This is a genomic window from Mesorhizobium sp. M7A.F.Ca.MR.362.00.0.0, assembly GCF_004023175.1.
GTDB lineage: Bacteria > Pseudomonadota > Alphaproteobacteria > Rhizobiales > Rhizobiaceae > Mesorhizobium.
The window spans coordinates 34,140-60,735 of record NZ_RZTF01000003.1 but is presented as its reverse complement, the minus strand read 5'-3'; the positions used below and the strand labels follow the sequence as shown (position 1 = coordinate 60,735).

The following is a 26,596-nucleotide window of genomic DNA, read 5'->3' as shown; positions in this document are numbered from 1 at the left end:
ATAGCTGCTATTACCTTTTTGACCATTGGGGGCAGCGAAGAATACGACTTATCTAGCAGCCGGTGCCGGGCGCTTGAGGTGCGTTCCGTCGGAGGAGAGGCCGTGAATATTCTTGTTGTCTTGCGCATGATCCCGGATTCCGCGGGCGAGCTGCAACTCGCCGAGGACGGCCGCAGCATCGATCGGGAATGGCTGGATTTCCAGCTCAACGATTTCGACGATCATGCCCTCGAGGAAGCAATCCTGCTCAAGGAAGCCGGCGGCGCGAAGGTGACGGCGGTAGCTGTCGGCGAAGGCACCAACCGTGTCCTGCAGATGGCTGCCGCACGCGGCGCCGACGAAGTCGTGGCGCTTCAGGCCGAGGAGGGTGCCATGATCTCCTCACGTGAGATTGCGGCTTCCATCGCGGCGATGGCGCGGGCAAAGTCGGCCGACCTGGTTCTGTGCGGCGTTCAATCGAGCGAGGATGTCTTCGGCCAGCTCGCGCCCTATGTCGGCGCGCTGCTCGACTGGCCGCATGTGTCGGGAACCAACCGTATCGTTGCGGACGGCGCCGTGCTTCGGGTCACGCAAGAGCGCGGCGCCGGTGTCGCCGTCACCTATGAGTTGGCCACGCCGGCGGTGCTGGGCGTTCAGACAGCGTCGAAGGCGCCACGCTATGTCTCCGGCAGCAAGCTTCGCGAAGCATCCAAGACGCCCATCGGCCGCGCCGCGCCCGAATCGTCAGGCTTCGAGCGTTCAACCGAGATCATCACATTGCGCCTGCCAGTCCAGGGCGGCTCCGGCGAGAACCTTGGCGGCAATGCCGAGACAGTCGCGGATCGGCTGGTCGGCATCTTGGCAGCCAAGGGCCTGGCGAGGAATTAAGTCATGAAATTGATTGCCTGTACCGAAGGCCACTCCAGCAAGATCGAAGCCTTCTCCCTCGAAATGATCGCGGCGGCGCGTTCACTCGCCCAGGCCGGCGACGAGGTCGTCGCTTTTTTCGCCGGCGGTAAAGCGGAAGCCGCATCCTCTCTCTTCGGTGCCGCCGATCGCCTGATAGTGGCCCGCGCCACAAAAGCGGATGTTATTCCCGCCGAGACCTATGCGGTGCTTCTGCGCGAAGTCGTCACCGCCGAGAGCCCCGGCCTGGTCCTGGTTCCCTATTCGGCAAACGGGCTGGACGTGGCAGCCGACATTTCGGCGCGAACCGGCTGGCCGCTCATCTCCTATGTCAACGAAATCAAGCGGCACGGTGAAAACCTGACGGTTGTCGCGCAGATGTATGGCGGCAAGATACTCGCCGACTGCGAGGTGCAACTGCCCGCCATTCTGATGATCAACCCAGGCGCCTTCGCGGAGGCAGCGCCGGGCCCGATCGCCGCCGCGAGCGTGCAGACGATCGATGCCGAACCCACGCTCGCCAGCGGCAAGGTGAGAATGGTGGCCATCGACGTGCCGGATTATGCCGACGTCGATCTGACGACAGCCGAGAGGATCGTGTGCGTGGGCCGCGGCATCGGCGACGAGGCAAGCATCGACCTTGCGCGCAATCTGGCGACGATGCTGGGGGCGGAGATCGCCGGCAGCCGTCCTGTCGTCGACAATGGCTGGCTGCCTAAGCTGCGCCAGGTCGGCAAATCCGGCCAGAAGGTGAAGCCGAAGCTCTATCTGGCGCTCGGCGTGTCCGGTGCGCCCGAACATCTCGAGGGCATGGCGCAGGCCGAGCTCATCATTGCCGTCAACACTGATCCGAAGGCCCCTATCTTCAATGTCGCGCATTACGGTGCGACCTGTGACCTGTTCGATCTCGTCGCCAATCTGAGCGACAGGCTGCGGGCCGGCTCTGGCCGTTGAGATGGCATCGACCCTGCCACTCTGGATCCTGGTCATCACAGCACTCGCTTTAACGGCCTGGCGCTCGCGCCGTTACGCGGTCGCTCTTGCCAATGCACCGGCAGCGGCCCGCTTCGACCGCCCGATGCTGCGCCTCCAGGGTGTGATGGTCGCCATCGGCATGCACCGGAAAATGCTCCGCAAGCCGCTTTCCGGCGTGCTTCACGCAATCATCTTCATTTCGTTCTTGGTGCTGTTCACCGCCACGATCGATGCCTTCGGCTCGCGGCTGTTTCCAGGGTTCTCACTTGCGCCCATCGGTGGCGAAACCTGGATTGCCGCTCTGCAGGATATCTTTTCGGTGCTGATGCTGGTCGGCGTCGGACTTGCGCTCTATCAGCGTTACGTGCTGCGGCCTGCCCGCTTCGACGGCTCGAGCGGCAGTGATGCGGCAATCATCTATGTGTTGATCGTCCTGATCGTGGCGTCCCTGTTGCTTGAGGCGGCGGCACGCATAGCCGGTGGCGCAGACGGCTCGTGGCGGCCGGTCGCATCGGCACTGGCTGGATTGCTCGATCGTGCCGGCATACCGGCACATCAGGGCGAAGAGCTGTTCTACTGGGCTCACGTCGGCGCCATTCTGGCATTCCTTGTCTATATCCCCGGTTCGAAACATCGGCACATGTTTCTTGCTGCACCCAATATCTACTTCCGCAGCCTCGAACCGCGCGGCCTGGCGCCCGCGGTCCCGGAAGCGCGCGAGGCTCCGGGCATCGACAGCCTGGGACAGTTCGACTGGAAACAGCAGCTCGACCTTCTGTCCTGCACCGAATGCGGCCGTTGTCAGGCGGTCTGTCCAGCCTATGCGGCCGGTCTGCCGCTCAGCCCAAAATTGCTGATCACCGACATGCGTGACGCGCTTGCCGCGGGATCTTCGGCGGCCCCACTGGTCGGCGGCGTGATTTCCGAGGAGACGCTGTGGGCTTGCACCACCTGCCGTGCCTGCATGGAGGCATGCCCGGTCGAGATCGAGCATCTACCCAAGATCATCGACATGCGCCGTCATCTGGTCGACGAAGGCCGTGTCGGCCCCGGTCTGCAGGAGGCGTTATCGAACCTGACCCGTCTCGGCAATTCCATGGGCAAGCCTTCCAAGATGCGGGCCCGCTGGACCAGGGAGCTCGGCTTTCAGGTCAAGGACGCGCGCGAGGAACCCGTCGACGTTCTGTGGTTCGTCGGGGACTACGCCTCCTACGATCCGCGCGTTCAGGAAATCACCCGCAAGGTTGCCGAACTGCTGACCGCAGCCGGTGTCGACTTCGGCATTCTCTTCGATGCCGAGCGCAACAGCGGCAATGATGTGCGGCGTGCCGGCGAAGAAGGTCTGTTCGAAACGCTCGCGCAGTCCAACATCGATGAGATCAAGGCGTGCAGCTTCAACCGGATCATGACCACCGATCCGCATAGCCTGAATGCGCTGAAGAACGACTATCAGCATTTCGGCGCGGCGTTCGAGGTGCTGCACTATACGGCGCTGCTGGCGGAACTCATCGGGGCGGGAAAACTCGACCTGCATGTCGCCGATGGCGCCAGGGTCACCTATCATGATCCCTGCTATCTTGGACGCTACAATGGTGGCTTCGATGCGCCGCGCGATCTGATCCGCGCCGCCGGCTACACGCTTCATGACATGCCGCGCTGCCGCGAGAATTCCTTTTGCTGCGGCGCCGGCGGCGGCCGCATCTGGCAGGGCGACGACGGCGTGACCGAGCGTCCGAGCGAGAACCGTATCCGTGAAGCGCTGAGCCTGGGCGACGTCGCGTACTTCGTCGTCGCCTGCCCGAAGGACAAGGTGATGTACACCGCCGCGATCGATGCGCTCGGCGTGGGCGACAGCTTGAAGGTCGTGGACATAGCGGAACTTCTTGTGCCGCGTACAAGCCAGGCGTTCGAAATACCCACGGTGGAAACGACCTGACAGAATGCGATCCAGAGATCGAGACCAAACACCATGCATGGGCATCGGCCCTGAAAGAGGAGAGAGCGATCATGTCGACCCTGAAAATCGGCTTTGTTGGCATCGGAAAAATGGGCACGCCGATGGCGACCCGTCTCATCAAGGCTGGTTACGAAGTGACGGTCTACGACGTCGACAGCAAAGCCGTGGCGGAATTGACTAACGCGGGCGCGAAAGCCGCCGCCGGCGCGCGCGATGTCGCCGATATTGCGGAGATCGTTTTTGCCAGCCTGCCCAGCCCGCAGATCCTGGAAAAGGTCGTGCTCGGCGAAGGCGGCATCGCCGAGGGCAAGGCGGTTCGCATCTTCGTTGATATCTCGACGACGGGTCCGCGAATGGCCGCCAAGGTTGCCGAAGGCCTTTCAGCCAGGAGCATCGCCATGATCGACGCGCCCGTCAGTGGTGGATTGAAGGGCGCGCGCAACGGCACGCTCGCCGTCATGGTGTCGGGGCCGAAGGCTGCGTTTGAAACGGCGAGGCCGGTGATCGAGAATTTCGGCCGGATATTCTTCATGGGCGAGGTTCAGGGCTCCGCCCAGACCATGAAGCTTGCCAACAACCTGCTTGCGGCGGCGGCACTTGCGATCTCCTCCGAAGCAGTCGTAATGGGCGTCAAGGCAGGCCTCGATCCCAAGGTGATGATCGACGTCATCAACGCCTCGAGCGGCCGCAACAGCGCCACCGAGGACAAGTTCCCAAAATCCGTCCTGCCGCGCACCTTCGATTTCGGTTTCGCGACAGGCCTGTCCTTCAAGGATGTCCGGCTGTGCGTGGACGAGGCGGAGGCGATGGGCGTGCCGATGGTGGTGGGCAGTGCCGTGCGCCAGCTGCTCAGCGTGACGAACCAACTCTACGGGCCTGAATCCGATTTTACCTGTATGGTCAAGACGGTCGAGACATGGGCGCATGTGGAAGTCGGCTCGGCCCAGACCACAGATGTCGCCAAAGCGAGCTGATGATGGGTGACCCCGGACGCTACGAAATTCATGCCGTTCGCTACGGCCATTTCGAGCGCCGCTCAGGCGAGAATTTCCTGGGCGGCGACACGCATGATGTTCCTATGCCACTTGACTACTTCGTCTGGGCGATTGTCGGGGAGAAGCGCACTTTCATCGTCGACACCGGCTTCGACAAGCCGACCGGCGACAGACGGGGCCGCAGCGTCGTCAGACCCGTCGATGACGGCCTGGCGGCAATCGGCATCAATCATGCAGATGTCAGCGACGTCATCATCTCCCACATGCATTACGACCATTGCGGGAACCATCACCTGTTCCCGAACGCGACCTTCCACCTTCAGGACGCCGAAATGGAATTCGCGACCGGCCGCTGCATGTGCCACCATGCGATGCGTCATCCCTTCGAGGCCGAAGACGTCACCACCATGGTGCGGCGACTGTATGCGGGGAAGATCTGCTTTCATGACCCGGAGTCGCAGATCGCGCCCGGCATAACGCTCCACAAGGTTGGCGGCCACTCGCGTGGATTGCAGGTCGTGCGGGTGGAAACCGACAATGGCGCGGTCGTGATCGCGTCCGACGCAGCCCATTTCTACGCCAATATGGAACGCGAAAAGCCCTTTCCCGTCTTCGACCGGCTAAGCGATGTAGTCTTCGGGGTCGAGCGTATGAAACAACTCGCCAGTTCGCCTGCTCACATTGTTCCTGGACACGACCCGCTAGTGCTAAAGCGCTTCGCGCGCACCCGTCAGGATGTCGAGGACATTGTTGCGTTAAACCGACCCAAAGGCTGACGCGTTGCCGTGGCAAGAGGTCTCTGCGGCACATCCCACAGATTTTGGACAACCAAGAGATCTCGTATGAACAAGTTTCCACACTTGTCCGTGCATTGAAACAATCGACGTCCGCTTTTGGAGGATGGCGCGGATCAGCGGAACGGCTGCAATGAGGCGCATTGCGGTCCGACGCCTTTGGGCCGTGGAGCGGACTGGCAGCTTCCAGGATGATCTGGGCAGAAAACCGACCTTACATCAACATAGTCTCGTTCGCGTCACGCCAGGGCCGGCATGGCGACCACGTAGGCCAGCCCTGCGAGGATCAGTGGTAGTAAATGCCACCGTCGACATTGAGCGATTGTCCGGTGACGAACGCCGACAGGTCCGAAGCGAAGAACAGTACCGGCCCGACGACATCCTCTGGCGCGCCGAGACGCTTCAGCGCCGCGACGTCTTCCCAATGGTGGATGGCCGCCTCGCTGCCGAGGTTGTTCTTGCCCATCTCGGTCAGGATGATGCCGGGGCAGATGGCGTTGACGGTGACACCGTCCATGCCGACTTCCTGCGCCAGCACACGGGTCAGCGTGATCACCACCGATTTCGTCGCCGCGTAGTGGCCCTGCGTCGGCACGCCCTGGCGGCCGGCGATGGAGGCGATGTTGATCACCCGGCCCGATTTCCTGGCGCGCATATGCGGCAGCACGGCCTGGCACATCATCAGCACGCCCTTGGCGTTGACATCGAAATGCGCGTCCCAGTTGGCCTCATCGAGATCCTGGAGCAGGCTTGGTTTGAGGATGCCGGCATTGTTGACCAGCACATCGATGCTGCCGGCTGCTGCAAGCAGAGCCTGCGCCGTCGCCTCGATCTCGCGCTTCTTGCTGACATCCATCGTGTAGACATAGGCTTTGCGGCCAGCCGCCTCGATCTCGCTTTTGGTGACGGCAAGCTCCGCTGCCTGCGATGGCAGGTCGGTGATGGCGACATCAAAGCCCGCCTCGGCGAGCCCCTTGGCCAGTGCTCTGCCGATACCGCGGCTGGCGCCAGTGACGAGGGCCGTCTTGCCCTTGGCTTCAGGAAGGATGGTCATGCTGCTTCTACCTTTGATGTCTTGACCGGGAGCGAGTTCATCGCCGCGATCGTGTCGTCGAATGAAACGAGTTTGCCGTCGGAACCGAGCCCCATCGCCACCTTGGCGGCGACGGCGCTGGCAAAGCGTGCGGACTGCCTGAGGTCCCAACCCTTGACGATGCCGACGATGATGCCCGCGGTGAAGGAATCGCCGCAGCCCGTGGTGTCGAAGACCTCGACCTCGAAGGCCGGCAGATGAAAATCCTCGCCATGCTCGGGCGAGACATGGACGCCGTCGGCGCCAAGGGTCAGGATACAATTCTTGACGCCCCTGGCCTTGAAGAAGGCGGCGACGCGGTCCGGATCGCGGTCATGCGCCATCTCGCCGGCCTCGTCGATGCTGGGCACGAAATAGTCGATATAAGGCAGGCACGGTTCGACCAGTTCCCAGGTCTCTGGCGTCGCCTGGATGAGATCGAAGGTGGTGATGCGGCCAAGCTCCTTGGCGCGCTTCAACAGCTTGACCGTCGGCTCGCCGTCGAAACGCTTCAACAGGCCGGTGCCACCGACATGGACGACGGTTGCATCCAAGGCAGCGTCGAGATCGGCGTCGGCGACTTCGAACAAAGTGGCGGTGCCCGGCACATGCAATGCCGGACGCTCGCCGTTCGGCCGCACCGGCAGGATGGTGGAGGACGTCTGCACGCTGCCGTCACGGCGCACGAGGCCGCACTCGAGGCCATATTTCTTGAGCTTGGCGAGGAACCAGTCGCCCATGTCGTCGGTGCCGAGCGTGGTGACGGCCCGCGTCTTCAGGCCAAGGATGGCGCAGTCCATGCCGGTCGCGCCGGCCGTGCCGGCGACGGTCATGCGGATCTCCTCGATATAGTCGGCGCGGCCACCTTCGGGGATGCGCGAAACCGGGCGTCCCAGAATGTCGAGGACATAGAAGCCGATCGAGCTGATGTCGAATTGTGGCATGGCTGACTTGACCTTTCGAACTCAATGGGTGGCGCGGCGCAGGCCGAAGCTCACGGCCAGCACCAGGAAGACCAGCACGCCGATGCCGACCTGCTGCCAGTAAAAATTCCAGCCGACGAGCAGCAGCCCGTTCTTGACGATGGCAAGCAACAGCACGCCGAGCAGCGTGCCGACCACCGAGGGCTTGCGCTCGCGGCTGAGCGTCGTGCCTATGAAGGTGGCGCCGATGGCGTCGAGCAGGAAGGCGTTGCCCGACAGGGGCACGTAGGACTTCACCGTCGCTGACAGCAGGATGCCGGTCACGCCCGCCAGCAGCGCACAAAGCACATGCACCATCGACAATTCGCGCGGCACGCGGATGCCGGAATACCAGGCGACGCCGGGCTGCGCGCCCATCGCCTGCACATAGCGGCCGAAAACGGAGCGGTGCAGCAGCACGTGGACCGCGATGGCTGATAAGATCAGCACGATCACCGGTGTCGGCACGCCGAACAGAGCGGTGCGGGCGATGGCGTTGAACTGGTCGCCGGCATAGCCGCTGGTGAGGTAGATCGGCTGGCCGCCGCTGGTGGCAAGCTGCTGCGTGCTCTGGCCGATGAACAGCACGCCAAGCGTCGCCAGGAACGGGCTGATGTTGAGCCTGGTGATGAGAATTGCGTTGAGGATGCCGACGACCAGCGCGGCACCCAGCCCGCCGCCGACGCCGACCATCCCGCCATAGCCGGCGGCGAGCAGCATGACGAAGACCATGCTTGCCATGTCGACGGACACGCCGATGGACAGATCGATGCCGCCGGACGAGATGACAATGGTGAGCCCGAGCGCCACGATCGCCAGCATGACGACATTGTTGACCAGCACGTTGAAGAGGTTCGCCGGCGTCAGGAAGGTCGGGCTCGCCACCGCGAAGAAGACGACGATCGCCGCGAAAGCGACGAGCATGCTGTATTTGGCAAGGAAGGCGCGCAGGCCCATCTTGGCGCGGTCATTGGCCGAGTTGCTCATCGTGAACCCTCCGAGCCGCGGGCAAAGGATGTGATGGCCACCACCAGCAGGATCAGCGCGCCCTGCACGCCGTTTACCCAGTAACTTGAAACGTTGAGCAGTTGGAAGCCGTTGGCGAGCAGGCCGATGAACAACACGCTGAGCAGCGTGCCGCCCATGGTCGGCACGAAGCGGCGGGAGAAGACAGTGCCGAGCAGGGCGGCCGCCAGCACCGACAAAAGCAGTTCGCCGGAGCCGGGCGTGCTGGCCGAGAGCCGCGAAACGGTGAGTATACTCGCCACCGCCGCGCAGAAGCCGCTCAGCACATAGGTGAAGGACACGTAGAACGGCACGCTGAGACCGGCCGCTCGTGCAGCCTCGGGGTGCCCGCCGACCGCGTAGAGCCGCAGCCCGAACGCCGTGACATGGATGATGGCGATGATGATCGCGGAGAACACGATCAGCGCCCAGGCGAGCGCCGAGATGCCGAGGAAGCTCCCAGAGACCAGGAAGCCGAGCAGCGGGGAGGATGCGCCGACGACAGTGTTCTGGGTGAGCGTGAGTTCCATGCCGGCGGCGACGTTGAGCACGGCAAGCGTCGCCAGCAGCGGCAGGATGCCGAGACCGACCACGGCAAGGGCGTTCAGCGCCCCGACGGCCATGCCGACGGCGATGGCCGCGAGGACCGACAGGAAGTCGCCATAGCCCATCGACAACAGCGTCGCGTAGACGGCGGCGCACAGCCCCATATTGGCGGCGATCGACAGGTCGATACCGCCTTCGGTGACATCGGAGCCGCCGCCGATGATGACGGTCGTCATGCCATAGGCGAGTACGCCCAGGATCGCCGACTGCTCGACCACGTTGATGAGGTTGAAGGTCGAGGTGAAGCCCGGCGCGAAGACGACGAAATAGGCCATGATCGCAGCAAAGGCGGCAATCGCGCCGAGACGCACGACGATGGTGGCGAAGCGCCGGCCAGCACTTTTGCCGGTGGCGCGGGTTTCGTCGGACGCGCCGGCCTCGGTGTGGAGAGTTGTCGCGCTCATGCCGCCAACCCATCAGCATTCGAGCGGGCGCCTGACGAGGCCGCGAGCAGCGCGTCGCTGTTCATTGACGGGCCGGAGAAGGTGCCGGCAAGCCGGCCGCGATAGACGACCAGCGCGCGGTCGCAGACGCCGACCAGCTCGAGCAGGTCGGACGATAGAAGTAGGATCGCCGCACCCTCGCCCGCCAGCCGGTTCAACAGATTGTAAATCTCGACCTTGGCGCCGACATCGACGGCCACCGTCGGCTCGTCCAGCACATAGACCCGCGACTGACAGCTGAGCCACTTGGCGATCGCCACCTTCTGCTGGTTGCCCCCGGAGAGTTCGCGCACCAGCGCATCGCGATGCGGCGTCTTGATCGACAGCTCCTTGATCAGCCCATCGACCGCCTGGTTCTCGTTGCCGCGGCTGACCAGACCGTTTCTCGAATAGCGGCGCAGGCTGGCCAGCGAAACATTCTCGCGCACCGACAGGCCGAGCGCCACGCCATGGGCGCGGCGATCCTCGGGCAGCATGGCGATGCCGCTGCGCACCGCCTTGACCGGCGTCGACAGCGACAGCGCCTTCCCCTCGACCTTGATCGAGCCGCCCTCGGCGGTCTTGAGGCCGAACAGGCACTGCACGATTTCCTTGGCGCCGGATCCGAGCAGGCCGGTGAGGCCGACGATCTCGCCGGCGCGAATGTTGAAGCCGATGTTTTCGAAACCGCCGCCGAGACGCAGATTGGCGACTTCGAGCACCGGCGCGCCCAAGACGACGGAACGCTTGGGAAACATCTCGCCGACATCGCGGGCGATCATCATCGAGATGATCTCGTCGATCGATGTCTCGCGCGGGTCGACCATGCCGACGTCGGTGCCATTGCGCATCACGGTGACGCGGTCGCAGAGCTTCTCGATTTCCTGCATGTAGTGGGAAATGAAGACCACCGCGATGCCGTCGTCGCGCAGCCGCCGCAGCACGTCGAACAGACTGTCCACCTCGCGCTTGACCAGGGCCGCCGTCGGTTCGTCGAGCACCAGCACCGAGGCTTTCTGCGCCAGCGCCCGCGTGATCTGCACCACTTTCTGCTGTGCCGTCGTCAGGTCCTTGACCAGGGTTCCCGCCGGCAATTCCATGCCGAAGAACCGCTGCAACAGATCGGCTGCCTTGCGCTCCATGGCGCGGCGGCTGACGAAGGGGCCGAAGCCGATTTCGTGGCCGAGGAACACCGCCTCGCCGACGGTTGCGGTCGGCACCAGCAGCCTGTCCTGATGGATGAAATGCACGCCGAGTTTTTCGACCGATGCCGGCGAAAGGGCGGTAACGGTCTCGCCATTGATGACAATAGTTCCGCTGTCCGGTTTGATGATACCGGCCAGCACCTTGATGATCGTCGACTTGCCGGCGCCGTTCTGGCCGACAAGGCCGAGGATCGAACCGCGCACGATCTCGAGGTTCGCGTTCTCCAGCGCTCGCACCGGACCGAACCGCTTCGATATATTGCTCATCGATACAGCAATTTCACGCTTTGCTGTCTGCATGGCCGTCAACCCTGGTTGATGGTGGCGGGCAGCCATTTCGCTGGATGCCCGCCCGCCGTTTCGCTCAGCCTATTTAACGCCAGCCTTCTCGGCCGCGTCGAGGAACGGTTTTCCCTTTTCGGCGGCATTTTCCTTGTTGATCAGCACCGCGGGCACGAAGGTGAAGGGCGCGACCTTCTGGCCGGCAAGATATCTGGCGGCATTGTCGACCGATGTCTTGCCGATTTCATAGGGCTGCTGCGCTGCCACGGCACCGGCGGACGACTTCGGATCCATCACCATCTTGATGACTTCCGGGCTGCCGTCGATGCCATAGGTCTTGACCTCGTTGCGGCCGGCGGCTTCGACCGCCTGCGTGGCGCCGATCTGCGGCACGTCCCAGCAGGCCCAGACCGCGCCGATCGAGCCCTTCTCGGGCGACTTGGTCAGCATGTCGGTGACGTTGGAATAGGCGCTCTGCACGGTGTTCGGGATGACGTCGCGCAGTTCCGGCTCGACGATCTTCACATCGGGGAACGAGGTCAGCACATATTTCAGCTGGTCGTAGCGGATCTTGCAGACCGGCACGCTGTAGAAGCCGTTGAAGACCAGCACATTGCCCTTGCCGCCCATGTCGGCGACCATCTGCAGAGCGATCTCGGCGCCGATATTGTAGTTGTTGGACGTGGTGTTGTTGATCGCGTGCGGCGTCGCGGTGTCGACGGTGAACAGCGGGATGCCGGCGTCGCGGATCTTCTGCAGCCACGGGTTCAGCACTTCGAGGTTGCCGAGCTGCTCGATGATGGCGTCGGGCTTCTGCGCGATCAGCGTCTGCAGCTGCGCGATTTGCTGCTGGTCCTTGCGGCCGGCATCGAGCGCGATGACTTCGCCGCCGAGCTCCTTCACGCGGTCCTGGATGCCGCGAAACGCCATCAGGTCCCAGTAATGGTCCGTGCCGATGGCGGAAACGCCGATGCGCTTGCCCTTCAGCGACAGTTCCTCGGCACTCACGCTCGAGATGGCAGCCAGGCTGCAAGCCGCCGCCAACCCCAAAGCGAGCGCTTTGACGAGGCCTTTCATTGATCCGGTCATTTCATTTCCTCCCTTGTTGATCGCTCCGGACCTTCCCGGAGGATTCTGTCAGATGACCGCCGCTCAGGCAGCAGCCTCCTTGTCGCGCAGGCCGTAGCTGGCCATGCGGCTGATGACGTTTTCGATCTCTTCCTCGGACAGGATCGGCGGCTCGCCGATCTGAAGGGCGCCGTGATACTGGCGCGCCAGCGTTTCCACCTCGACCGCCAGCCACATCGCCTGGCTGAGGCTGGAGCCGACCGAAATCATGCCGTGCTGTGCAAGCAGGCAGGCCTTGCGGTCGCGCAGCGCCTCCACCGCATGCGCCGAGAGCTCCGCCGTGCCGAAGGTGGCGTAGGGCGCACAGCGAATGTCGCTGCCGCCGGCGACCGCGACCATGTAGTGGATCGCCGGTATCTTCCGGCCCATGATGGCGATGGTCGTGCAGTAGGTCGGATGCGCGTGGACGACCGCGTTGACCTCGGGCCGCGCCTTCATGATGTCGAGATGGAAGCGCCATTCGCTCGAGGGCGGCAGGCGCCCGTCGACCTCGCCGTCCCAGGCCATGAAGACGATGTCCTCGGGCACCAGTGTCTCGTAAGGCGTGCTGGTCGGCGAGATCAGCATGCCTTCGCCATGGCGCCGGCTGACATTGCCTGACGTACCCTGATTGATGCCCAGCGCATTCATCTCGAGGCAGGCGTCGATGATTGCCTGGCGTGCCTCTAGGTCCGAAACGATCATGCGATATTCCAATCCTTGCTCGGCCCGTCACCAGGCCGTGTAGCCGCCATCGATCGACAGGATCGCGCCGGTGACGTAGCTCGACGCCGGCGAGGCGAGAAACAGGATCGCCGAAGCGATCTCGTGCGGCTCGCCGAGCCGGCCCATCGGCGTCATGTCGATCCAGGTGTTGAAGAGTTCGGGGCGCTCGCGCATTTTCAGCGTCATCTCCGTCCCGACATAACCTGGCGCGAGCGCGTTGACGCGCACACCTGATTTTGCCCATTCGACGGCAAGCGCCTTGGTCATCATGTGCACGGCGCCCTTGCTCACCATGTAGGAGGGCGCGGTCTGCGGACGGTTGATGATCAGGCCCGACATCGAGCCGAGATTGACGATCGAGCCCTTCTTGCGGGCGACCATGGAGCGGCCGAAGGCACGCGAGGCCCAGTAGACGCCGTTGACGTTGACATCCATCACCTGGCGCCATTCCTCGTCGGATGTGTCGAGCGCGGTGTTGAGGCGGGCGATGCCGGCGCTGTTGACCAGTATGTCGACCTGGCCGAAATCGCTGACGATCCGGGCGGCTATCGCCTCGACGGCACGTGGATCGGTGACGTCGAGCACGCGGCCATCGACGCTTGCGACACCGGCCCCCTTAAGCGCCTCGGCGGCTGCATCCAGGCCTTGCATATTCATGTCGAGCAGGACGATGCGCGCGCCGCAGGTGCCGAGCGCCTTGGCGGCCTCCAGACCGATGCCGCTGGCACCGCCGGTGACGACGGCAACCTCGCCCGTCAGGTCGAATTGCGACCGGTAGTCCATGCTAATCCTCCATCAGGCGAGGCTTGAACGCGGGCAAAACCTTCCCCTCGACACCAACGTGGCGTCGCAAGCCGATCGATCCTGATAATGCGTTAGGGGTCAGGCTCCTCCCGACCCATGGCAAGGACGTTACAGAAGCTTCCCGGGTTCGTCAATCTGGTTATAACCAGAAAACAGAATGTTTTGACGGATCATATTCAGGTGCGATCGACGCCGTTCACTGTCGCCGACGGCTGCTCGACCGCCATGTGGATGCGGGCGACGGAAGAGTTGTAGAAGGCCTCGTAATATTCGAGCGCCGCACCGTCGGCATCATAGGCGATCGACTCGATTTCGATCAGCGGTGTGTTGGCGGCGACGCCCATCTCCTCGGCCTCTTCCTTGGTGGGCAATGCCGCGCGCAGCCAACGGTCGGCGCGCTTCACCGTCAGGCCGAACACCGCGCGGATGGTGCCGAAAATCGACTGGTTTTCCGAAAGGATGTTTTCGAGCCCCGGCACCCTGTGCCCCGGCAGGCTGATGCGTGTCATGGTGATCGGCGCGCCGTCGGTCATGTAGACGCGGCTGATGCGGACCACGCTGCCATTGGCGGGAATGCCGAAGACTTTGGACTCTTTCTCGCTCGGCGGGCACCGGTAGATTTCGAGCGTGCGCGTCGAGACCTTGTGGCCCTTCGCCGTCAGGTCGTCGAACACGCCGAGATTGGCGGTCATGAAGTCGACATGCTCGCGCGGTGCGGCGACGAACATGCCCTTGCGCGGCATCTTGATGATGCGGCCTTCGCTGGACAGCGAGCCGATCGCGGCACGCACGACCGGACGCGAGACGCCGAAGAAGTCGCACAGCGCCTGCTCGGAAGGGATGCGCGAATTGGCCGCCAGCAGACCGGTGTTGATGGCTTCCTCGACCTGGTTGCGCAATTGCACCCACAGCGGTGCCGCCTCGTCGCGGTTGAGCTCGACCTTGGAGCCGATCGAGCGGAACGCCTCGGCCGCTCCGGCATCTTCCTGGTCGTAGCGAGGACGCCCACGCATTCTGGTCGTTTGTTCCATTTCGGTCCCGCCGCAAAATGATTTGCCGCGACTCAAGAAGCGGCAGCGTCCTCCCTAACGGAGCCCGCCAGCCATATTCATGCTCTCCGGCAAGTTTCGCAACCATAGCATGGCCACGGCTCCAAGAAGCGGCCCGGGAACCAGCAGCAGGAAGGCCCAGCGCCAGCCGCCGACAAGGTCGGCGAAGCGCGGCGTCAACCAGATGGCCAGCACCGTCAACGCGAAGCCGGCGCCGAGCTGCACCGACAGCGCCGTGCCGACGAAGCGGCGGTCGGCAAGCTCGGTGACGGCAGCTGAAAACTGCGCGGAATCGCCGACCACCGAAATGCCCCAGACGATGGCAACCAGCATGAACAGCCAGAGCGGCCCGGTGAACAGGAAGCCCATGAGCAGTGCGCAGCTTCCCGAGACGATCATCATGCCGGCTGTGGTCGCCGTTCGGCCGATCCGGTCCGACAGATAGCCTCCGAGCAGGCAGCCGAGAATTCCGGACGCAATGATGAAGAAGGTCGATAGCGACGCGGCTGCCGTCGTCCCAACGGCCTGCGCCTCGAAGGCGGCACGCGTATAGGCAAGCAGCCACGCCCACATGGCATAGAGTTCCCACATGTGTCCGAGATAGCCGAGATTGGCGAGCAGCAGCGGCTTTTCGCGAAACACCTGGCCGATGCGCGACGGCTCGAACACCGCCTTGCCGAAGGGATAAGGCCCTTCCCTGGCGAACTGCAGGAACAGCAGTGCGCCGATCGCCGTCGCCAGGCTGGCTGCGGCGACCACCGGCCGCCAGTCGAGCGCGCTCAAGGCGGCGCGGAAGAGATGTGGCAGTGCCGAGCCAATGGTCAGCGCGCCAATGACCGCGCCGAGCGCCAGCCCCCTGTCGCGCGTGAACCAGGTTGCGACCAGCTTCAACGCCGGCGGATAGACCCCGGCAAGTGCTGCGCCGGTGACGATGCGCGCGGCGATGGCACCGCCCGGGTCGGGATGAAACAGCAGGCTGGCATTGGCGAGCGCGGCAACAAAAGCTGCGGCGGCCATAAGGCGGCTGAGCCGCACCAGGTCGGGAAGGTTGACCAGGCTCGCCGCCAGCGCGCCGATCACGAAGCCGACCTGGACGCCGTTGGTCAGCCACGCCTCGGCGCCAGAACCGATAGCCAGTTCCTGCTTCAGCTCGGGCAGGATGGCGGTCGCCGAAAACCAGGTGGTCAGCGACAGAACGACAGCCAGGCAAAGCAGCGACAGCACGCGCCAGCGTTCGCTGTCGGCCGCCATGCCAGGACGGCTGTCGTCCACCGCACTCACGCGCCTAGCAGCGGAACGGTGAACACCGTGGCCGTGCCGGTGAGACAAAGCTCGCCCTGGCCGTTGCGCACTGATGTCTCGATCTTGCAGATCGGCTTGTCAGGGCGCACCTCCTTGACCTCGACGCGTCCGGTGATCTCCTCGTCAACGCCTACGGCCTTGACGAACTTCCAGGCGACTTCAAGGAACACGGTCCCTGGTCCAGGCAGGTCTTCGGCGACCAGCGCATTGAGGATGCCTGAGGTGACGCCGCCCTGGACGATCAATTTGCCGAACACCGATTTCTCGGCCAGCGCGCGGTCATAGTGCAGCGGATTGCGGTCGCCGGTGATGTCGGTGAAGGCCTCGATATCGCTGGCGCGCGTGCGGCGCGTGCGCTCGGCCAAGGCGCCGACTTCCGGACGACCCTTGACCACACCTACCCAGCCATCTTTCGTCTCGGTGCTCATTGCGGCTTCTCCTCTGTTGCGGTTTCCACTGATTTGAAGGCTGGCAGGACGCGACCGCCGATGGCTGTCGGTGCGAGCAGCAGCGCGTCTCCGACGTGCGGTGGCTGCGCGCCGGTCAGGATGAAGCTCAGCATGGTCGGGCCTTCGGCCAATTCGACCAGCCCGACCACATAGGGAGCGGCCGGCAGCCAGCCGGGATGGCCCGGCTTGCCCACTTGCGAAAAGGATTTCAGTCGGCCCTTGCCCGACGCCTCTTTCCAGACCAGGCGCTTGCCCCAGCAATGCGGGCACATCGGGCGCGGATAGAACACGGCCTTGCCGCAGTCCTCGCAGTGCTGGATTTTAAGCTGCCCTTGCGCCGCCGCGTCCCAGAACGGCTGGGTCAGCGTGGTGATCGTCGGACCGGGGGTCTTGAGTGCACTGAGATCGACGGACATCAGGCGGCTCCCAGCACGAGCGCGGTCGCCTCGCTCATCGTCGCGCCATTGCCGGTGACCAGCGCGAGCTCGGCCTTGCCGATCTGGCGTTCGCCCGCCTCGCCGCGCAGTTGACGCACCGCCTCGACGACATGCGTCATGCCGCCGGCAAGGTCGGGCTGGCCGAAGCCGAGCTGGCCGCCATGCGTGTTGAGCGGCTTGTCGCCTTGGTGCGAAAGATCGTGGTCGCGCAGCCACGCGCCAAACTGGCCCGGCGCACAGAGACCGGCGTCCTCGATCGTCGTGGCGACCATGATCGTGTAGCAGTCGTAGAGCGACAGGAGATCCATGTCATCGGCCCTGGTGCCGGACTGCGCGAAGGCCCGCGCCATGGCGCTCTTCAGCGGACCGGAGGTGAGGCAGGGCGCCTGGCTGACCGCGCGATGCGTGACCTTCTCGCCGGCCCCCAGCAAATGCACGGGACGCTTGCGCAGCGAACGCGCGCGCTCGGCCGAGGTGACGACAACTGCCTCGCCGCCGGCGACTGGCATGACGATTTCATAGAGATGCAGCGGCGAAGAGATCATCGGCGAGGCCAGCACCATCTCCACATCCGCCGGCTTGCCGAAGAAGATCGCGTCTGGGTTGAGCTGTGCGTTGGCCCGTGCCGCCGCGGCAATCAGCGCGAAATCCCTGGCGGTCGAGCCATGCGCCGCCATATGCGCCTGCATCAGCAGCGCGTAGGAGATATTGGCGCCCGAAGCGCCGAACGGCACGTCGAACTCGCGGATCGGATTGCGGTTGGGCGATCGCGGTGCAACCTCTTCGCGGTTGTTGGCGAGGACGCACAGCACTGTCTCGCACATGCCGGCCTCGATCGCCGCCGCTGCGCGCCAGACCATGCCGGCACCCGAAGCGCCGCCGAGGTCGACGACATTGGCCATGGCCGGCGCCAGCCCGAGATACTCAGCGACGGTCGCCGGAACATGCTGCGGCGTCTCGCCGACCTGCGGCCCGACCAGCAGCCCATCGATCGCCGCCGGCTCCAGCCCGGCATCGAGCACGGCCAGACGGGAGACCTCGGCGATCATCTCCAGCGTCGCCACGCCGCTGGTCAGGCGTTGCGGTTTCAATTCGCCGATGCCGACGATCGCTCCCTTGGCCCGGATCATGCCGCCTTGCTCCGGTCGAGCGCGCGGTATTCCTCGAGGCATGCGGGATTGGCGAGCGAAGCCATATTCTTCACCGGCTTGCCCTCGAGTGTGGTGCGGGCGGCCCCTTCCACCCTCTTGCCGTTGAGCGTGTAGGGCACGGCCTGCACCGCATGGATGCGGTGCGGCACGTGGCGCGGCGATGCGCCCGCACGAATGGCGCGGCGGATCTGCCCAGCGAACTCAGGCGTCAGCTCAAAACCGTCGCTGAGCTTGACGCAAAGCACGATCTCCTCATCGCCTTCGACCGGCGCGCCGAACACCAGGCAATCCTCGATCTCGGCAAAGGTTTCGCAGACGGCGTAGATTTCGGCCGTGCCGATGCGCACGCCGCCGGGCTTCAACGTCGTGTCCGAGCGGCCATGGATGATCCCCGAGCCATGCAGGCTCACCTCGGCGACATCGCCATGCGTCCAGATTTCCCGGCGTGCGGCGAAATAGGTGGCGTGGTAGCGCGCGTCGCCGTCCTTGCCCCAGAAGGTCAGCGGCATGGACGGGAACGGTTCGGTGCAGACGAGATCGCCCTGCCGGCCGATGACCGGCGCGTTACGCTCGTCCATCACCGCCACCGCAAGGCCAAGCCCCTTCACCGTCAGTTCGCCACGGCGAACGGCGTGGAGCGGCGAACCGAGCAGGAAACAGCCGATGATCTCGGTGCCGCCCGAGATCGAGGCGAAGATCATGTCGTGCTTCACATTCTCGTAGACCCAGTCGAACTGGCCGGGAGAGACCGGCGCGCCGGCCGAAAGCAGCGAGCGCAGCGATGACAGGTCGTGCAAGCGCCCAGGCGCGTAGCCTTCGGCGGCAAGTGTCGCCAGATATTTCGGGCTGGTGCCGAAATGGGTGACGCGTGCGCGCTCCGCCATTGTCCACAGCGGGCTGGCGTCGAGGCCATCAGCGGTCTTCAGGATCGGCGCGCCGTCATAGAGCACAACAGCCGCGCCGCAGGCGAGGCCCGAGATCAACCAATGGTACATCATCCAGGCCGTGTTGGTGTACCAGCTCATCACGTCGCCGGGGCGGACGTCGCCATGCAGCAGATGCTCCTTCAGATGTTGGAGCAGCACGCCCCCGGTGCGATGGACGATCGCCTTTGGCGCGCCCGTGGTGCCCGAGGTGTAGAGCACATAGGCCGGATGATCGAAGGGCACGCGTTCGAACTTCAGCGCACCGTCGCTGCCGAAATCGTCGAAGGCGAGACAGGTCGCCGCGCAGTCCGCCTCTGCGCGCGGCTCGTCGGTCAGCACCAGCGTGGTCACCGTCGGCATCGCCGCAACGATCTCGGCCAACCGATCGGAGATGTCGTGCTTCTTGCCCGCATAGCGGTAGCGCGGTGTTGCAAACAACACCTTCACGCCGATCTGGCCGAGGCGGTCGACGATCGCCGCAGCGCCGAAATCCGGCGAGCAAGACGACCAGACGGCGCCGACCGAAAGCGTCGCCAGAAGCGCCACGAGACCTTCGACACGATTGGGCAGGATACCACCGACGCTGTCGCCCCTCGCCACGCCTGCCGCGCGCAGGCCATGCGCTATCCTGGCGACGCGCCCGCGCAACTCACAGAGGGTGACGGTGCGGAAATGGCCGCTCTCGTCGGCCTCGATGACCGCAACCCGATCATCGTCGCCCCGCAACAGATTCTCCGCGAGATTAAGCGATGCGTCGGGAAAGAATTGGCTCCGCGTCATCGGCGCCTGGTCGTCGCGCAGGAAAGATCGCGTGCCCGGATCGCCGGTCACACCGGCAAAGTCCCACACCGCCCGCCAGAACGCGCCAAGGTCACTGATCGACCAGCGATGCATCGTCTCGTAGTCATGCGGGCTGAAGCCGTTGGCTGTCGCGAAGCGCGCAAGATTCGAGAATTGGAACGCGGCCGGCGCCGGCGTCCAAAGCACGGATGACATGAATTTCCTCCCGGAATGCAGGCCGGCGCGAAGCCGTCATCTTGTCTGCAAGTCACTTTCAGATTATTGGTTATAACCAGAATGTCAAGCGGCGAACACGCCCTCTGTGCCGCACCAATGGAGGACAGGAAATTGCAGGATGCAGTGTACATCGTCGCCGCCAAACGCACGCCGATCGGCAAGCTCAACGGCGCGCTCGCCGGCCTCTCCGCCGCGGAACTGGGTGGGCAGCTTATTCAAGCGATGCTGGCCGAAACCGGGCTTGCGCCTGATGCCGTCGGCGAGGTGATCATGGGCCAGGTGCTGACCGGCGGCGCCGGGCAGAACCCGGCAAGACAGGCATCGCTCAGGGCCGGCCTGCCGGTCAGCGTACCCGCGATGACGATCAACAAGGTGTGCGGCGCTGGCCAGAAATCGATCCATCTTGCCGCGCAGGCCATTCGCTGCGGCGACGCCGATTGCATCATCGCCGGCGGCCAGGACTCGATGACGTCCGCGCCGCATTTTATTCCAGGCATTCGCGGCGGCGTGCGCATGGGCGACCAGATCGTCAAGGATTCGATGATCACCGACGGGCTGTGGGACGCCTTCCATCAGGTCCATATGGGCGTCACGGTCGAGTCCCTGGCGCAGCGTTGCCAGATCACGCGCGATGAGCAGGACCGTTTCGCGTTGCGTTCGCAGGAGAAGGCCGACGCCGCTATCCGCTCGGGAAGGTTCGACGATGAGATTGTCCCTGTCTCGGTAAAGACAAGGCAGGGTGATGTCGTCATCGACCGTGACGAGCATCCAAACCCCTCGACCACCCTCGAAGGACTTGGCCGGCTGAAGCCGGTCTTCGATCCGGCGGGGACAATCACCGCCGGCAACGCCTCCGGGCTCAACGATGGTGCTGCCGCCGTGTTGGTTATGTCGGAGACACGGATGAACGAACTCGGGCTAACGCCCCTCGCCCGAGTTGCGTCCTATGCTTCAGCGGGGGTCGAGCCGATGGATATGGGGCTGGGACCAGTCGCTGCCTCACGCCTTGCGCTGCAGAAGGCCGGCTGGCAGGCGGCCGACCTCGACGCCATGGAGATCAACGAAGCCTTCGCCGCACAGGCCCTCGCCGTCAATCGCGAGATGGGCTGGAACGAGGAGATCATCAACATCAGCGGCGGCGCCATCGCGCTCGGCCATCCGTTGGCCGGGTCCGGCTGCCGCATCGTAGTGACGCTGCTCCACGAGATGACGAGGCGCAAGGCCCGCAAAGGCCTGGCCTCACTTTGCATCGGCGGCGGCCAAGGCGTGGCGATCTGCCTGGAGCGGTGATCCGAGACTCTAAGCAGCTGTCGTGTGAAAGCGGTGCACAATGGCCTGGCCACGCCACCTCCAAGATTTCGACCCGGCGCGAGGATTGCGTAGCGGAAGCCAATCACTGATCGCGCAAATAGAAAGGTAAAAAGAACCGCGAGGATACCTCCGATTGCACCGAAAATGCGCATGCCGAACAGCGTGGGGCCGAACATGGCTAATGCTATCGAGTCAAGGAAGTAGTAGAGATTCGCGCGGCCAAACCAGCCCACACCCACAATGGGTGGCGGCGAAGCGCCCAAAAATTCCATAGCGTTGTTCGCCTGCGCCGCTGCATCTCCATCAACCCTGTGGGGGAAGTCTGCCAGCGCGATGACATAAAGAGCGGCTGCGAGAACGAGGACGCAGCCAACGGCAATCATCTTGGCGAGCGGGCGAGAAGTGCTGCAAGATGGCAAACGGAACGGTTCGCGCACAGCGAACACAATCACGATGGCGAGAATATGCATCGCCAACCCGCTATTGCGGGAGCACCCGCCGGGTTCAAGTGAACGGAAACTTGCCCGATGACCAGGCATGCTAACGCTCCAACTACCCCGCTGGCACTAAGATACATCGCCTGACGGGCGGCCGTGTTGTGTCGAGCAAAGCGCCTGCGCTTGCCATCAGCGCCCCTCACGCCATCGTCACCCTCTCAAAAAGTTCGACTGCCCACTTTGTCACCCTTCGCCGGATACGCAAGAAGGCCGTTCGCCGCGCGATGACGCCACCATTCTCGAGGCGCAAAGCCTATCATGGCTCGAACCGAACTGTCGTTACGCGAAGGTCCGGAAAAGCGTTTGAGTGCGGGCATTTGAAGCGGTCCAAGCATTCCAGCCGCTTTGCGCCCGCGCGGTGCGATGATTCGGCGCGCCTGCATTTGATCAGCTTGAGGAAAGCGCCGGTCGGTTTGCTCTCAGATGGGGAGGAGGTGGACGTGGTTTGACCCACTCTGCATAGTCGTCGGGCAGCATGTCTTCCAGCTATATGAGATTGTGCTTTTCCGGGGAGAGGACCAAGTTATCGGGAAAGGGCGTGGTCGGCTATCGAATCAGTGCTCATACTGCGATGGAAATCCCGCAACTTCAGATGCCGATGATGATCAGACCTCTCAAACGTTCTACGCAATCCCAACAAGTGCTGGTTACGGGAGGTTCCGGCTTCCTCGGTATGTACTGTATTTTGCAGCTGCTCGATCTTGGATACCGGGTTAGATGCACTGTACGCTCGCTGACACGCGAACCAGAAGTCGTCGTACACTCGAGCAGATGGGCGCATCATCAATTGGCGCTTCTCTTTCCTTCATCGAGGCAGATTGGATGCCGATCCCGGTTGGGATGATGCCGCCGCCGGTAGCTCCTATGTGCTACATGTCGCCTCTCCATTTGCCGTTGGACAAAAGGGTGGCAATATTGACACCATCGGCATCGCCAGATCTGGCACACTACGAGTGTTGCGAGCAGCACATGAAGCGAAGGTTAAACGGCTGGTGATCACATCGTCATTCGTTGCCATGAGTTACGCTCGCGATATGGACACCGCTGAATTCACTGAGGCCGATTGGAGTGACTTGAGCATTCCCACTCTCACCGCCTACGTCAGATCGAAGACGTTAGCCGAAAAAGATGCCTGGGATTTTGTGAGGCAAAAAGGTGGGCCAGAGCTTACAGCAGTAAACCCGACGGTGATATTGGGGCCGGTCATGTGCCCCGACTATTCTCCGTCAATTTCACTCATCCAACGTATGCTGGACGGAAATCTGCCGTTAGCTCCGAAGCTTTCCTACGGGATCGTGGACGTCCGCGACGTCGCCGATCTACACATTCGCGCTATGACCGATCCTGCAGCAAATGGCGAGCGGTTCGTTGCAATAGCGGGTGAAACAATGAGCATATACGAGATAGCCCGGGTGCTCAGGTCGCGGCTGGGTGCTCATGGAGCAAAAGCGCCGCGATTTGAGATGCCAAACTGGGCGATGCGACTTCTCGCTTTGGTCAGTCCTGCGGCAAATCAAGTGACATCTGATCTCGGCAAAGAAAGGCGCGCTGGCAATGAAAAAGCGCGCTCCTTGCTTGGATGGTCGCCTCGATCAAACGAAGAGGCAATCATGGCGACCTGTGAAAGTCTGCTAAGGCTTAAACTTGTAAAATAGGAATTTGAGATCGGAAAACAGGTTGGCATGGGCGTTCGGCCGGACTCCGAGACTTTCGACTACGTGATCGTTGGCGCGGGTACCGCAGGCTCTCTTCTGGCCGCCCGACTTGCCAAAGAACCAGGCATTACAGTGTGCGTGCTGGAAGCAGGACCTGGCGACCTCAGGCCAGATGTGCGGGTCCCGGCAGGCTATGTGAAGGCTCTAACACAGCCCTCCATCGGCTGGAACTTCAGATCGCAGCCGATTCCCGAAGGCCAGGCCCTTCCGCTCTATCAGGGCCGGATCGTTGGCGGCTCCTCATCCATCAACGGGATGATCTATGTGCGGGGCCAGCCTGAGGATTTCGACTACTGGGCGTCGCTGGGTCTTCCGGGATGGAGCTACCGCGATGTGCTGCCTTACTTCAAACGAAGCGAAACGCGCATCGGGTTTGGCGACGATACGGTTCGCGGACGCGCGGGCCCGATCACGGTGGGCGACGTGGGCTGGTCGCATCATGCATCGGACGCATTTGTCAAAGCTGCCCAAGGGGCGGGATGGGATTGGAACCCAGACTATAACAGCGGCACGCAAGAAGGCGTCGCCTATGTTCAGCAGACGGTGCGACGCGGTTGGCGCGCAACGCCGGCGATCGCGATGCTGCGAACGGCGCTGCGTAGCGGCAGCATCGATCTGAAAACGCGAGCGCGTGCTGTCCAGATCATGTTCGACAAGCAGCGGGCGATCGGTGTCCGCTATGTGCGTTCGCGAGGCGGAGTTGAAAAAACTGTGATGGCGAAGCGCGAGGTCATCCTCTGCTGCGGAGCGATCAACACGCCCCGGCTTCTTCAGGTGTCAGGCGTTGGCGATGGAGAAATGCTTGCAAAGATCGGCGTGCCGGTTGTGCACCACCTCCCCGGAGTCGGCGAAAATCTCAGAGATCATTTTGTCTCCCGCATCGTGATGCGGGCAAGAGATGGCGTGACGACGCTCAATCAGATAGCGCGCGGCCCGAGATTGCTGGCTGAAGGAGTTCGATGGATGCTTGGCCGACCAAGCGCGCTGACGCTTTCGCCGTCGCATGTCTTTCTCTCCTGCCGCTCCGACCCTGAGCTGTCGCGGCCCGATCTGCAATGCATGTTCACCCCCGGCAGCTTTGGCCGGAATCGCGCCGGTCATCTTGACAGCCTTGCGGGAGTAACGGGCGCTTGGTGGCAGCATCGCCCGAAAAGTCAGGGATATGTGCGGGCGCTGACAAGGGACATGTTTGTCGATCCCGAGATTCAGCCGAACTACCTTGCGGCTCTGGCCGATCAGACGACCATGATTTCCGGAATGCGGTTGATATCAACGCTGTTGACCCGCGTAGAATTGGCTCCGGTCCTTTCCGAAATGATCCAGCCACCAAGCATGCCCGGTACGGACGAAGAGATTCTCGCCTTTTGCCGCGCATCCGGGACCGCTGGCTGCCACTTTGTCGGCACGGCTCGGATGGGTCCGGACGGCGATCCCCTGAGTGTCGTAGACGATCAACTGCGCGTACATGGGATCGAAAAGCTTCGCGTTGCCGACGCTTCGATCATGCCGACGATACCGTCCGCCAATACCTACGCTCCAACAATGATGATCGGCGAGAAAGCCGCAGTGATGTTGCTCAGCTGATTGCGGGCGGAATACCGGATAGCTCGCTTTGAGGCTCGGCAATCAATTGGACCGGAGTGGCCATTACGCAGATGTTCAGCGTCGAAATCGTTTCGGATTCGGCGTCCTTGTTCTTGCGATCAAACCAGTGGATCAGTCGGATACCGGCCGACACCGGATTGAAGCGGTGAAGTGCACTCGAATCTCCCGTGCCGCGTTCCGCGCTTTGCGCCCAGTTTTGCGGAAGCAGCCGCTTTTCGAGCAGCGGCTTCCCAAGCCCGTAGACGATATTGTGGACAAAGGGCATGCAGTAGTGGGTGTGGTTTACGACTTGTCCGATATCGAAACCTGCAGCTTCAACCTCGCCGAGCAAGAGTTCATGATCGTACAGACGCTCATGATTCGCCCATATTCCGGAGAGCAGTCCCGTGCGGATAGGCGTTCCAAGGGTGCGCTCGAGCAACCAATTGATCGGGTCCCACAGGAAAGGATAGTTTGCGTTGGGAACCGTTATCAGCAACAACCCCTCAGGGCGAAGGACGCGGCGCGCTTCTTTCAGGGCGGCGATAGGCATGGGAAGATGTTCGAGAAGTTCCGACATGACGACAGCGTCAAAGCTTTCATCCGGAAAGGGCAGATGGTCGGCGGACACATCCTGGACGACGGCGCCGAAACGCTCAGCCTGAAGCCGCGCTGTGGAAAGTGGTTCAGCGTCTCGTTCCACGCCCACGATTTCGGCGCCTAGCGAATGATAGAGGGGGAAATAAAATCCACGGCCGCAACCGATATCCAGAAGACTGTACGGCTGGCCTAGGAAACGGTCCCAAAGATTGGAACCTATCCATATCGCCCGACGTCGGAAAGCCGGATCCGCCTCGTTCTGAAATATCCGCTCGGCAATCGACCTGCCGCTATTCATTCCCTGCATTCCGCCGCAATCCTCATCTTCGACCCGGGGCAAGGCACATCTAGTCCGCGAGATAAAAAAGTGAAATACACTGAAAATGATGGAAGCGGGAGTGCGGTTGGAAGAGCCAAGGGTTTTGCGCTTTGTCTTACCTACCACCTCCCCAATGTGAGCGGCCTAACCCTGTCGGCACACGAAGTGGCGCTCTACGTCAAAAGTCTCGGTTTTCCAGTCAAGGTATTTGCCGGCCGCGTTCCTGACGATGCCCCGCGCCATGACACGGTCGATGGCCTGGAAATTGTCCGTACTCGCGCGATCTTTAGATTGGGCAAGGCTTTGGTGATGCCCACCTATGCGATGGACCTGTGGCGTTCGCTCGATGACATCGATGTGGTCAATGTGCATCTGCCTTGCCTAGACGCTGCAGCTGTCGCGATCGTGGCGAAGTTGCGCGGACGCAAACTGATCGTCAGCT

The 26,596-nt window shown here is 62.9% G+C and carries 24 protein-coding genes; 9 read left to right on the top strand and 15 right to left on the bottom strand.

Going from position 1 to position 26,596, the window contains the following annotated elements:
- Window positions 1-102: 102 nt before the first annotated feature.
- The 5 genes from EOC06_RS00920 (at window position 103) to EOC06_RS00900 (ending at window position 5,588) form a co-directional block, all read left to right on the top strand.
- Entirely contained in the window at window positions 103-867 is a 765-nt protein-coding gene (locus EOC06_RS00920) for an electron transfer flavoprotein subunit beta/FixA family protein (RefSeq protein ID WP_128306853.1), read from the top strand.
- Between the two features lie 3 nt (window positions 868-870).
- On the top strand, window positions 871-1,839 hold the full coding sequence (locus EOC06_RS00915; protein WP_128306852.1) for an electron transfer flavoprotein subunit alpha/FixB family protein: 969 nt from the start codon (window positions 871-873) through the stop codon (window positions 1,837-1,839).
- A gap of 1 nt (window position 1,840) precedes the next feature.
- Window positions 1,841-3,796, top strand: a complete 1,956-nt coding sequence (locus EOC06_RS00910) for a (Fe-S)-binding protein (RefSeq protein WP_128306851.1) — start codon at window positions 1,841-1,843, stop codon at window positions 3,794-3,796.
- Window positions 3,797-3,867: 71 nt separating this feature from the next.
- Window positions 3,868-4,791: an NAD(P)-dependent oxidoreductase gene (locus EOC06_RS00905; RefSeq protein WP_128306850.1), complete on the top strand. Its 924-nt coding sequence runs from the start codon at window positions 3,868-3,870 to the stop codon at window positions 4,789-4,791.
- Between the two features lie 2 nt (window positions 4,792-4,793).
- Complete coding sequence (locus EOC06_RS00900; RefSeq protein ID WP_128306849.1) at window positions 4,794-5,588, top strand: N-acyl homoserine lactonase family protein; 795 nt, start codon at window positions 4,794-4,796, stop codon at window positions 5,586-5,588.
- A gap of 304 nt (window positions 5,589-5,892) precedes the next feature.
- Here the strand turns inward: EOC06_RS00900 and EOC06_RS00895 are convergent, their stop codons facing one another.
- The 14 genes from EOC06_RS00895 to EOC06_RS00830 all read right to left on the bottom strand — a co-directional run bounded on the left by EOC06_RS00895 (window position 5,893) and on the right by EOC06_RS00830 (window position 20,107).
- Window positions 5,893-6,660: an SDR family NAD(P)-dependent oxidoreductase gene (locus tag EOC06_RS00895; RefSeq protein ID WP_128306848.1), complete on the bottom strand. Its 768-nt coding sequence runs from the start codon at window positions 6,658-6,660 to the stop codon at window positions 5,893-5,895.
- Window positions 6,657-7,622, bottom strand: coding sequence for a carbohydrate kinase family protein (locus EOC06_RS00890; RefSeq protein WP_128306847.1), 966 nt, complete (start codon window positions 7,620-7,622; stop codon window positions 6,657-6,659). The genes EOC06_RS00895 and EOC06_RS00890 overlap by 4 nt, the downstream gene beginning before the upstream one ends.
- A gap of 21 nt (window positions 7,623-7,643) precedes the next feature.
- The gene (locus EOC06_RS00885; protein ID WP_128306846.1) at window positions 7,644-8,627 is read right to left on the bottom strand and encodes an ABC transporter permease; all 984 of its coding nucleotides are present in this window, start codon (window positions 8,625-8,627) and stop codon (window positions 7,644-7,646) included.
- Window positions 8,624-9,655: an ABC transporter permease gene (locus EOC06_RS00880; protein WP_127330583.1), complete on the bottom strand. Its 1,032-nt coding sequence runs from the start codon at window positions 9,653-9,655 to the stop codon at window positions 8,624-8,626. Before EOC06_RS00880 ends, EOC06_RS00885 begins: the two co-directional genes overlap by 4 nt.
- On the bottom strand, window positions 9,652-11,145 hold the full coding sequence (locus EOC06_RS00875; RefSeq protein WP_128306845.1) for a sugar ABC transporter ATP-binding protein: 1,494 nt from the start codon (window positions 11,143-11,145) through the stop codon (window positions 9,652-9,654). Before EOC06_RS00875 ends, EOC06_RS00880 begins: the two co-directional genes overlap by 4 nt.
- Window positions 11,146-11,247: 102 nt before the next feature.
- Window positions 11,248-12,249: a sugar ABC transporter substrate-binding protein gene (locus tag EOC06_RS00870; protein WP_027035479.1), complete on the bottom strand. Its 1,002-nt coding sequence runs from the start codon at window positions 12,247-12,249 to the stop codon at window positions 11,248-11,250.
- Window positions 12,250-12,312: 63 nt separating this feature from the next.
- A complete protein-coding gene (locus tag EOC06_RS00865) occupies window positions 12,313-12,972 on the bottom strand; it encodes an L-fuculose-phosphate aldolase (protein WP_127330585.1) in 660 nt (219 codons plus the stop codon).
- A gap of 27 nt (window positions 12,973-12,999) precedes the next feature.
- Entirely contained in the window at window positions 13,000-13,776 is a 777-nt protein-coding gene (locus EOC06_RS00860) for an SDR family NAD(P)-dependent oxidoreductase (protein ID WP_127330587.1), read from the bottom strand.
- 197 nt (window positions 13,777-13,973) lie between these two features.
- Window positions 13,974-14,810, bottom strand: a complete 837-nt coding sequence (locus EOC06_RS00855) for a GntR family transcriptional regulator (RefSeq protein WP_127330589.1) — start codon at window positions 14,808-14,810, stop codon at window positions 13,974-13,976.
- A 72-nt stretch (window positions 14,811-14,882) separates the two neighbouring features.
- Window positions 14,883-16,118, bottom strand: coding sequence for a nitrate/nitrite transporter (locus EOC06_RS00850; RefSeq protein ID WP_245469270.1), 1,236 nt, complete (start codon window positions 16,116-16,118; stop codon window positions 14,883-14,885).
- A 5-nt stretch (window positions 16,119-16,123) separates the two neighbouring features.
- Entirely contained in the window at window positions 16,124-16,576 is a 453-nt protein-coding gene (locus tag EOC06_RS00845; RefSeq protein ID WP_127330591.1) for a MaoC family dehydratase, read from the bottom strand.
- Window positions 16,573-17,013 (bottom strand): Zn-ribbon domain-containing OB-fold protein, encoded by a 441-nt coding sequence (locus EOC06_RS00840; protein WP_127330593.1) that lies wholly within the window; start codon window positions 17,011-17,013, stop codon window positions 16,573-16,575. Before EOC06_RS00840 ends, EOC06_RS00845 begins: the two co-directional genes overlap by 4 nt.
- Complete coding sequence (locus tag EOC06_RS00835; RefSeq protein WP_127330595.1) at window positions 17,013-18,164, bottom strand: thiolase family protein; 1,152 nt, start codon at window positions 18,162-18,164, stop codon at window positions 17,013-17,015. Before EOC06_RS00835 ends, EOC06_RS00840 begins: the two co-directional genes overlap by 1 nt.
- Window positions 18,161-20,107 (bottom strand): acetoacetate--CoA ligase, encoded by a 1,947-nt coding sequence (locus EOC06_RS00830; RefSeq protein WP_128306844.1) that lies wholly within the window; start codon window positions 20,105-20,107, stop codon window positions 18,161-18,163. Before EOC06_RS00830 ends, EOC06_RS00835 begins: the two co-directional genes overlap by 4 nt.
- 81 nt (window positions 20,108-20,188) lie before the next feature.
- On the opposite strand from EOC06_RS00830, the gene EOC06_RS00825 reads away from it, so the two are divergent.
- The 3 genes from EOC06_RS00825 to EOC06_RS00815 all read left to right on the top strand — a co-directional run bounded on the left by EOC06_RS00825 (window position 20,189) and on the right by EOC06_RS00815 (window position 25,235).
- The gene (locus tag EOC06_RS00825) at window positions 20,189-21,418 is read left to right on the top strand and encodes an acetyl-CoA C-acetyltransferase (RefSeq protein ID WP_128306843.1); all 1,230 of its coding nucleotides are present in this window, start codon (window positions 20,189-20,191) and stop codon (window positions 21,416-21,418) included.
- Between the two features lie 1,336 nt (window positions 21,419-22,754).
- Window positions 22,755-23,591 carry an NAD-dependent epimerase/dehydratase family protein gene (locus EOC06_RS00820; RefSeq protein WP_306462310.1) on the top strand — a complete coding sequence of 279 codons (837 nt, stop codon included), beginning with the start codon at window positions 22,755-22,757 and terminating at the stop codon, window positions 23,589-23,591.
- A gap of 27 nt (window positions 23,592-23,618) precedes the next feature.
- Entirely contained in the window at window positions 23,619-25,235 is a 1,617-nt protein-coding gene (locus EOC06_RS00815) for a GMC family oxidoreductase (protein ID WP_128306842.1), read from the top strand.
- On the opposite strand, the gene EOC06_RS00810 is transcribed toward EOC06_RS00815, so the two are convergent.
- The gene (locus EOC06_RS00810; protein WP_127332254.1) at window positions 25,228-26,142 is read right to left on the bottom strand and encodes a bifunctional 2-polyprenyl-6-hydroxyphenol methylase/3-demethylubiquinol 3-O-methyltransferase UbiG; all 915 of its coding nucleotides are present in this window, start codon (window positions 26,140-26,142) and stop codon (window positions 25,228-25,230) included. The genes EOC06_RS00815 and EOC06_RS00810 overlap by 8 nt on opposite strands.
- Window positions 26,143-26,202: 60 nt before the next feature.
- Here EOC06_RS00810 and EOC06_RS40730 point away from each other — a divergent pair.
- Window positions 26,203-26,596: glycosyltransferase (locus EOC06_RS40730; protein WP_206631143.1), on the top strand; the 394-nt coding region annotated here is incomplete at its 3' end.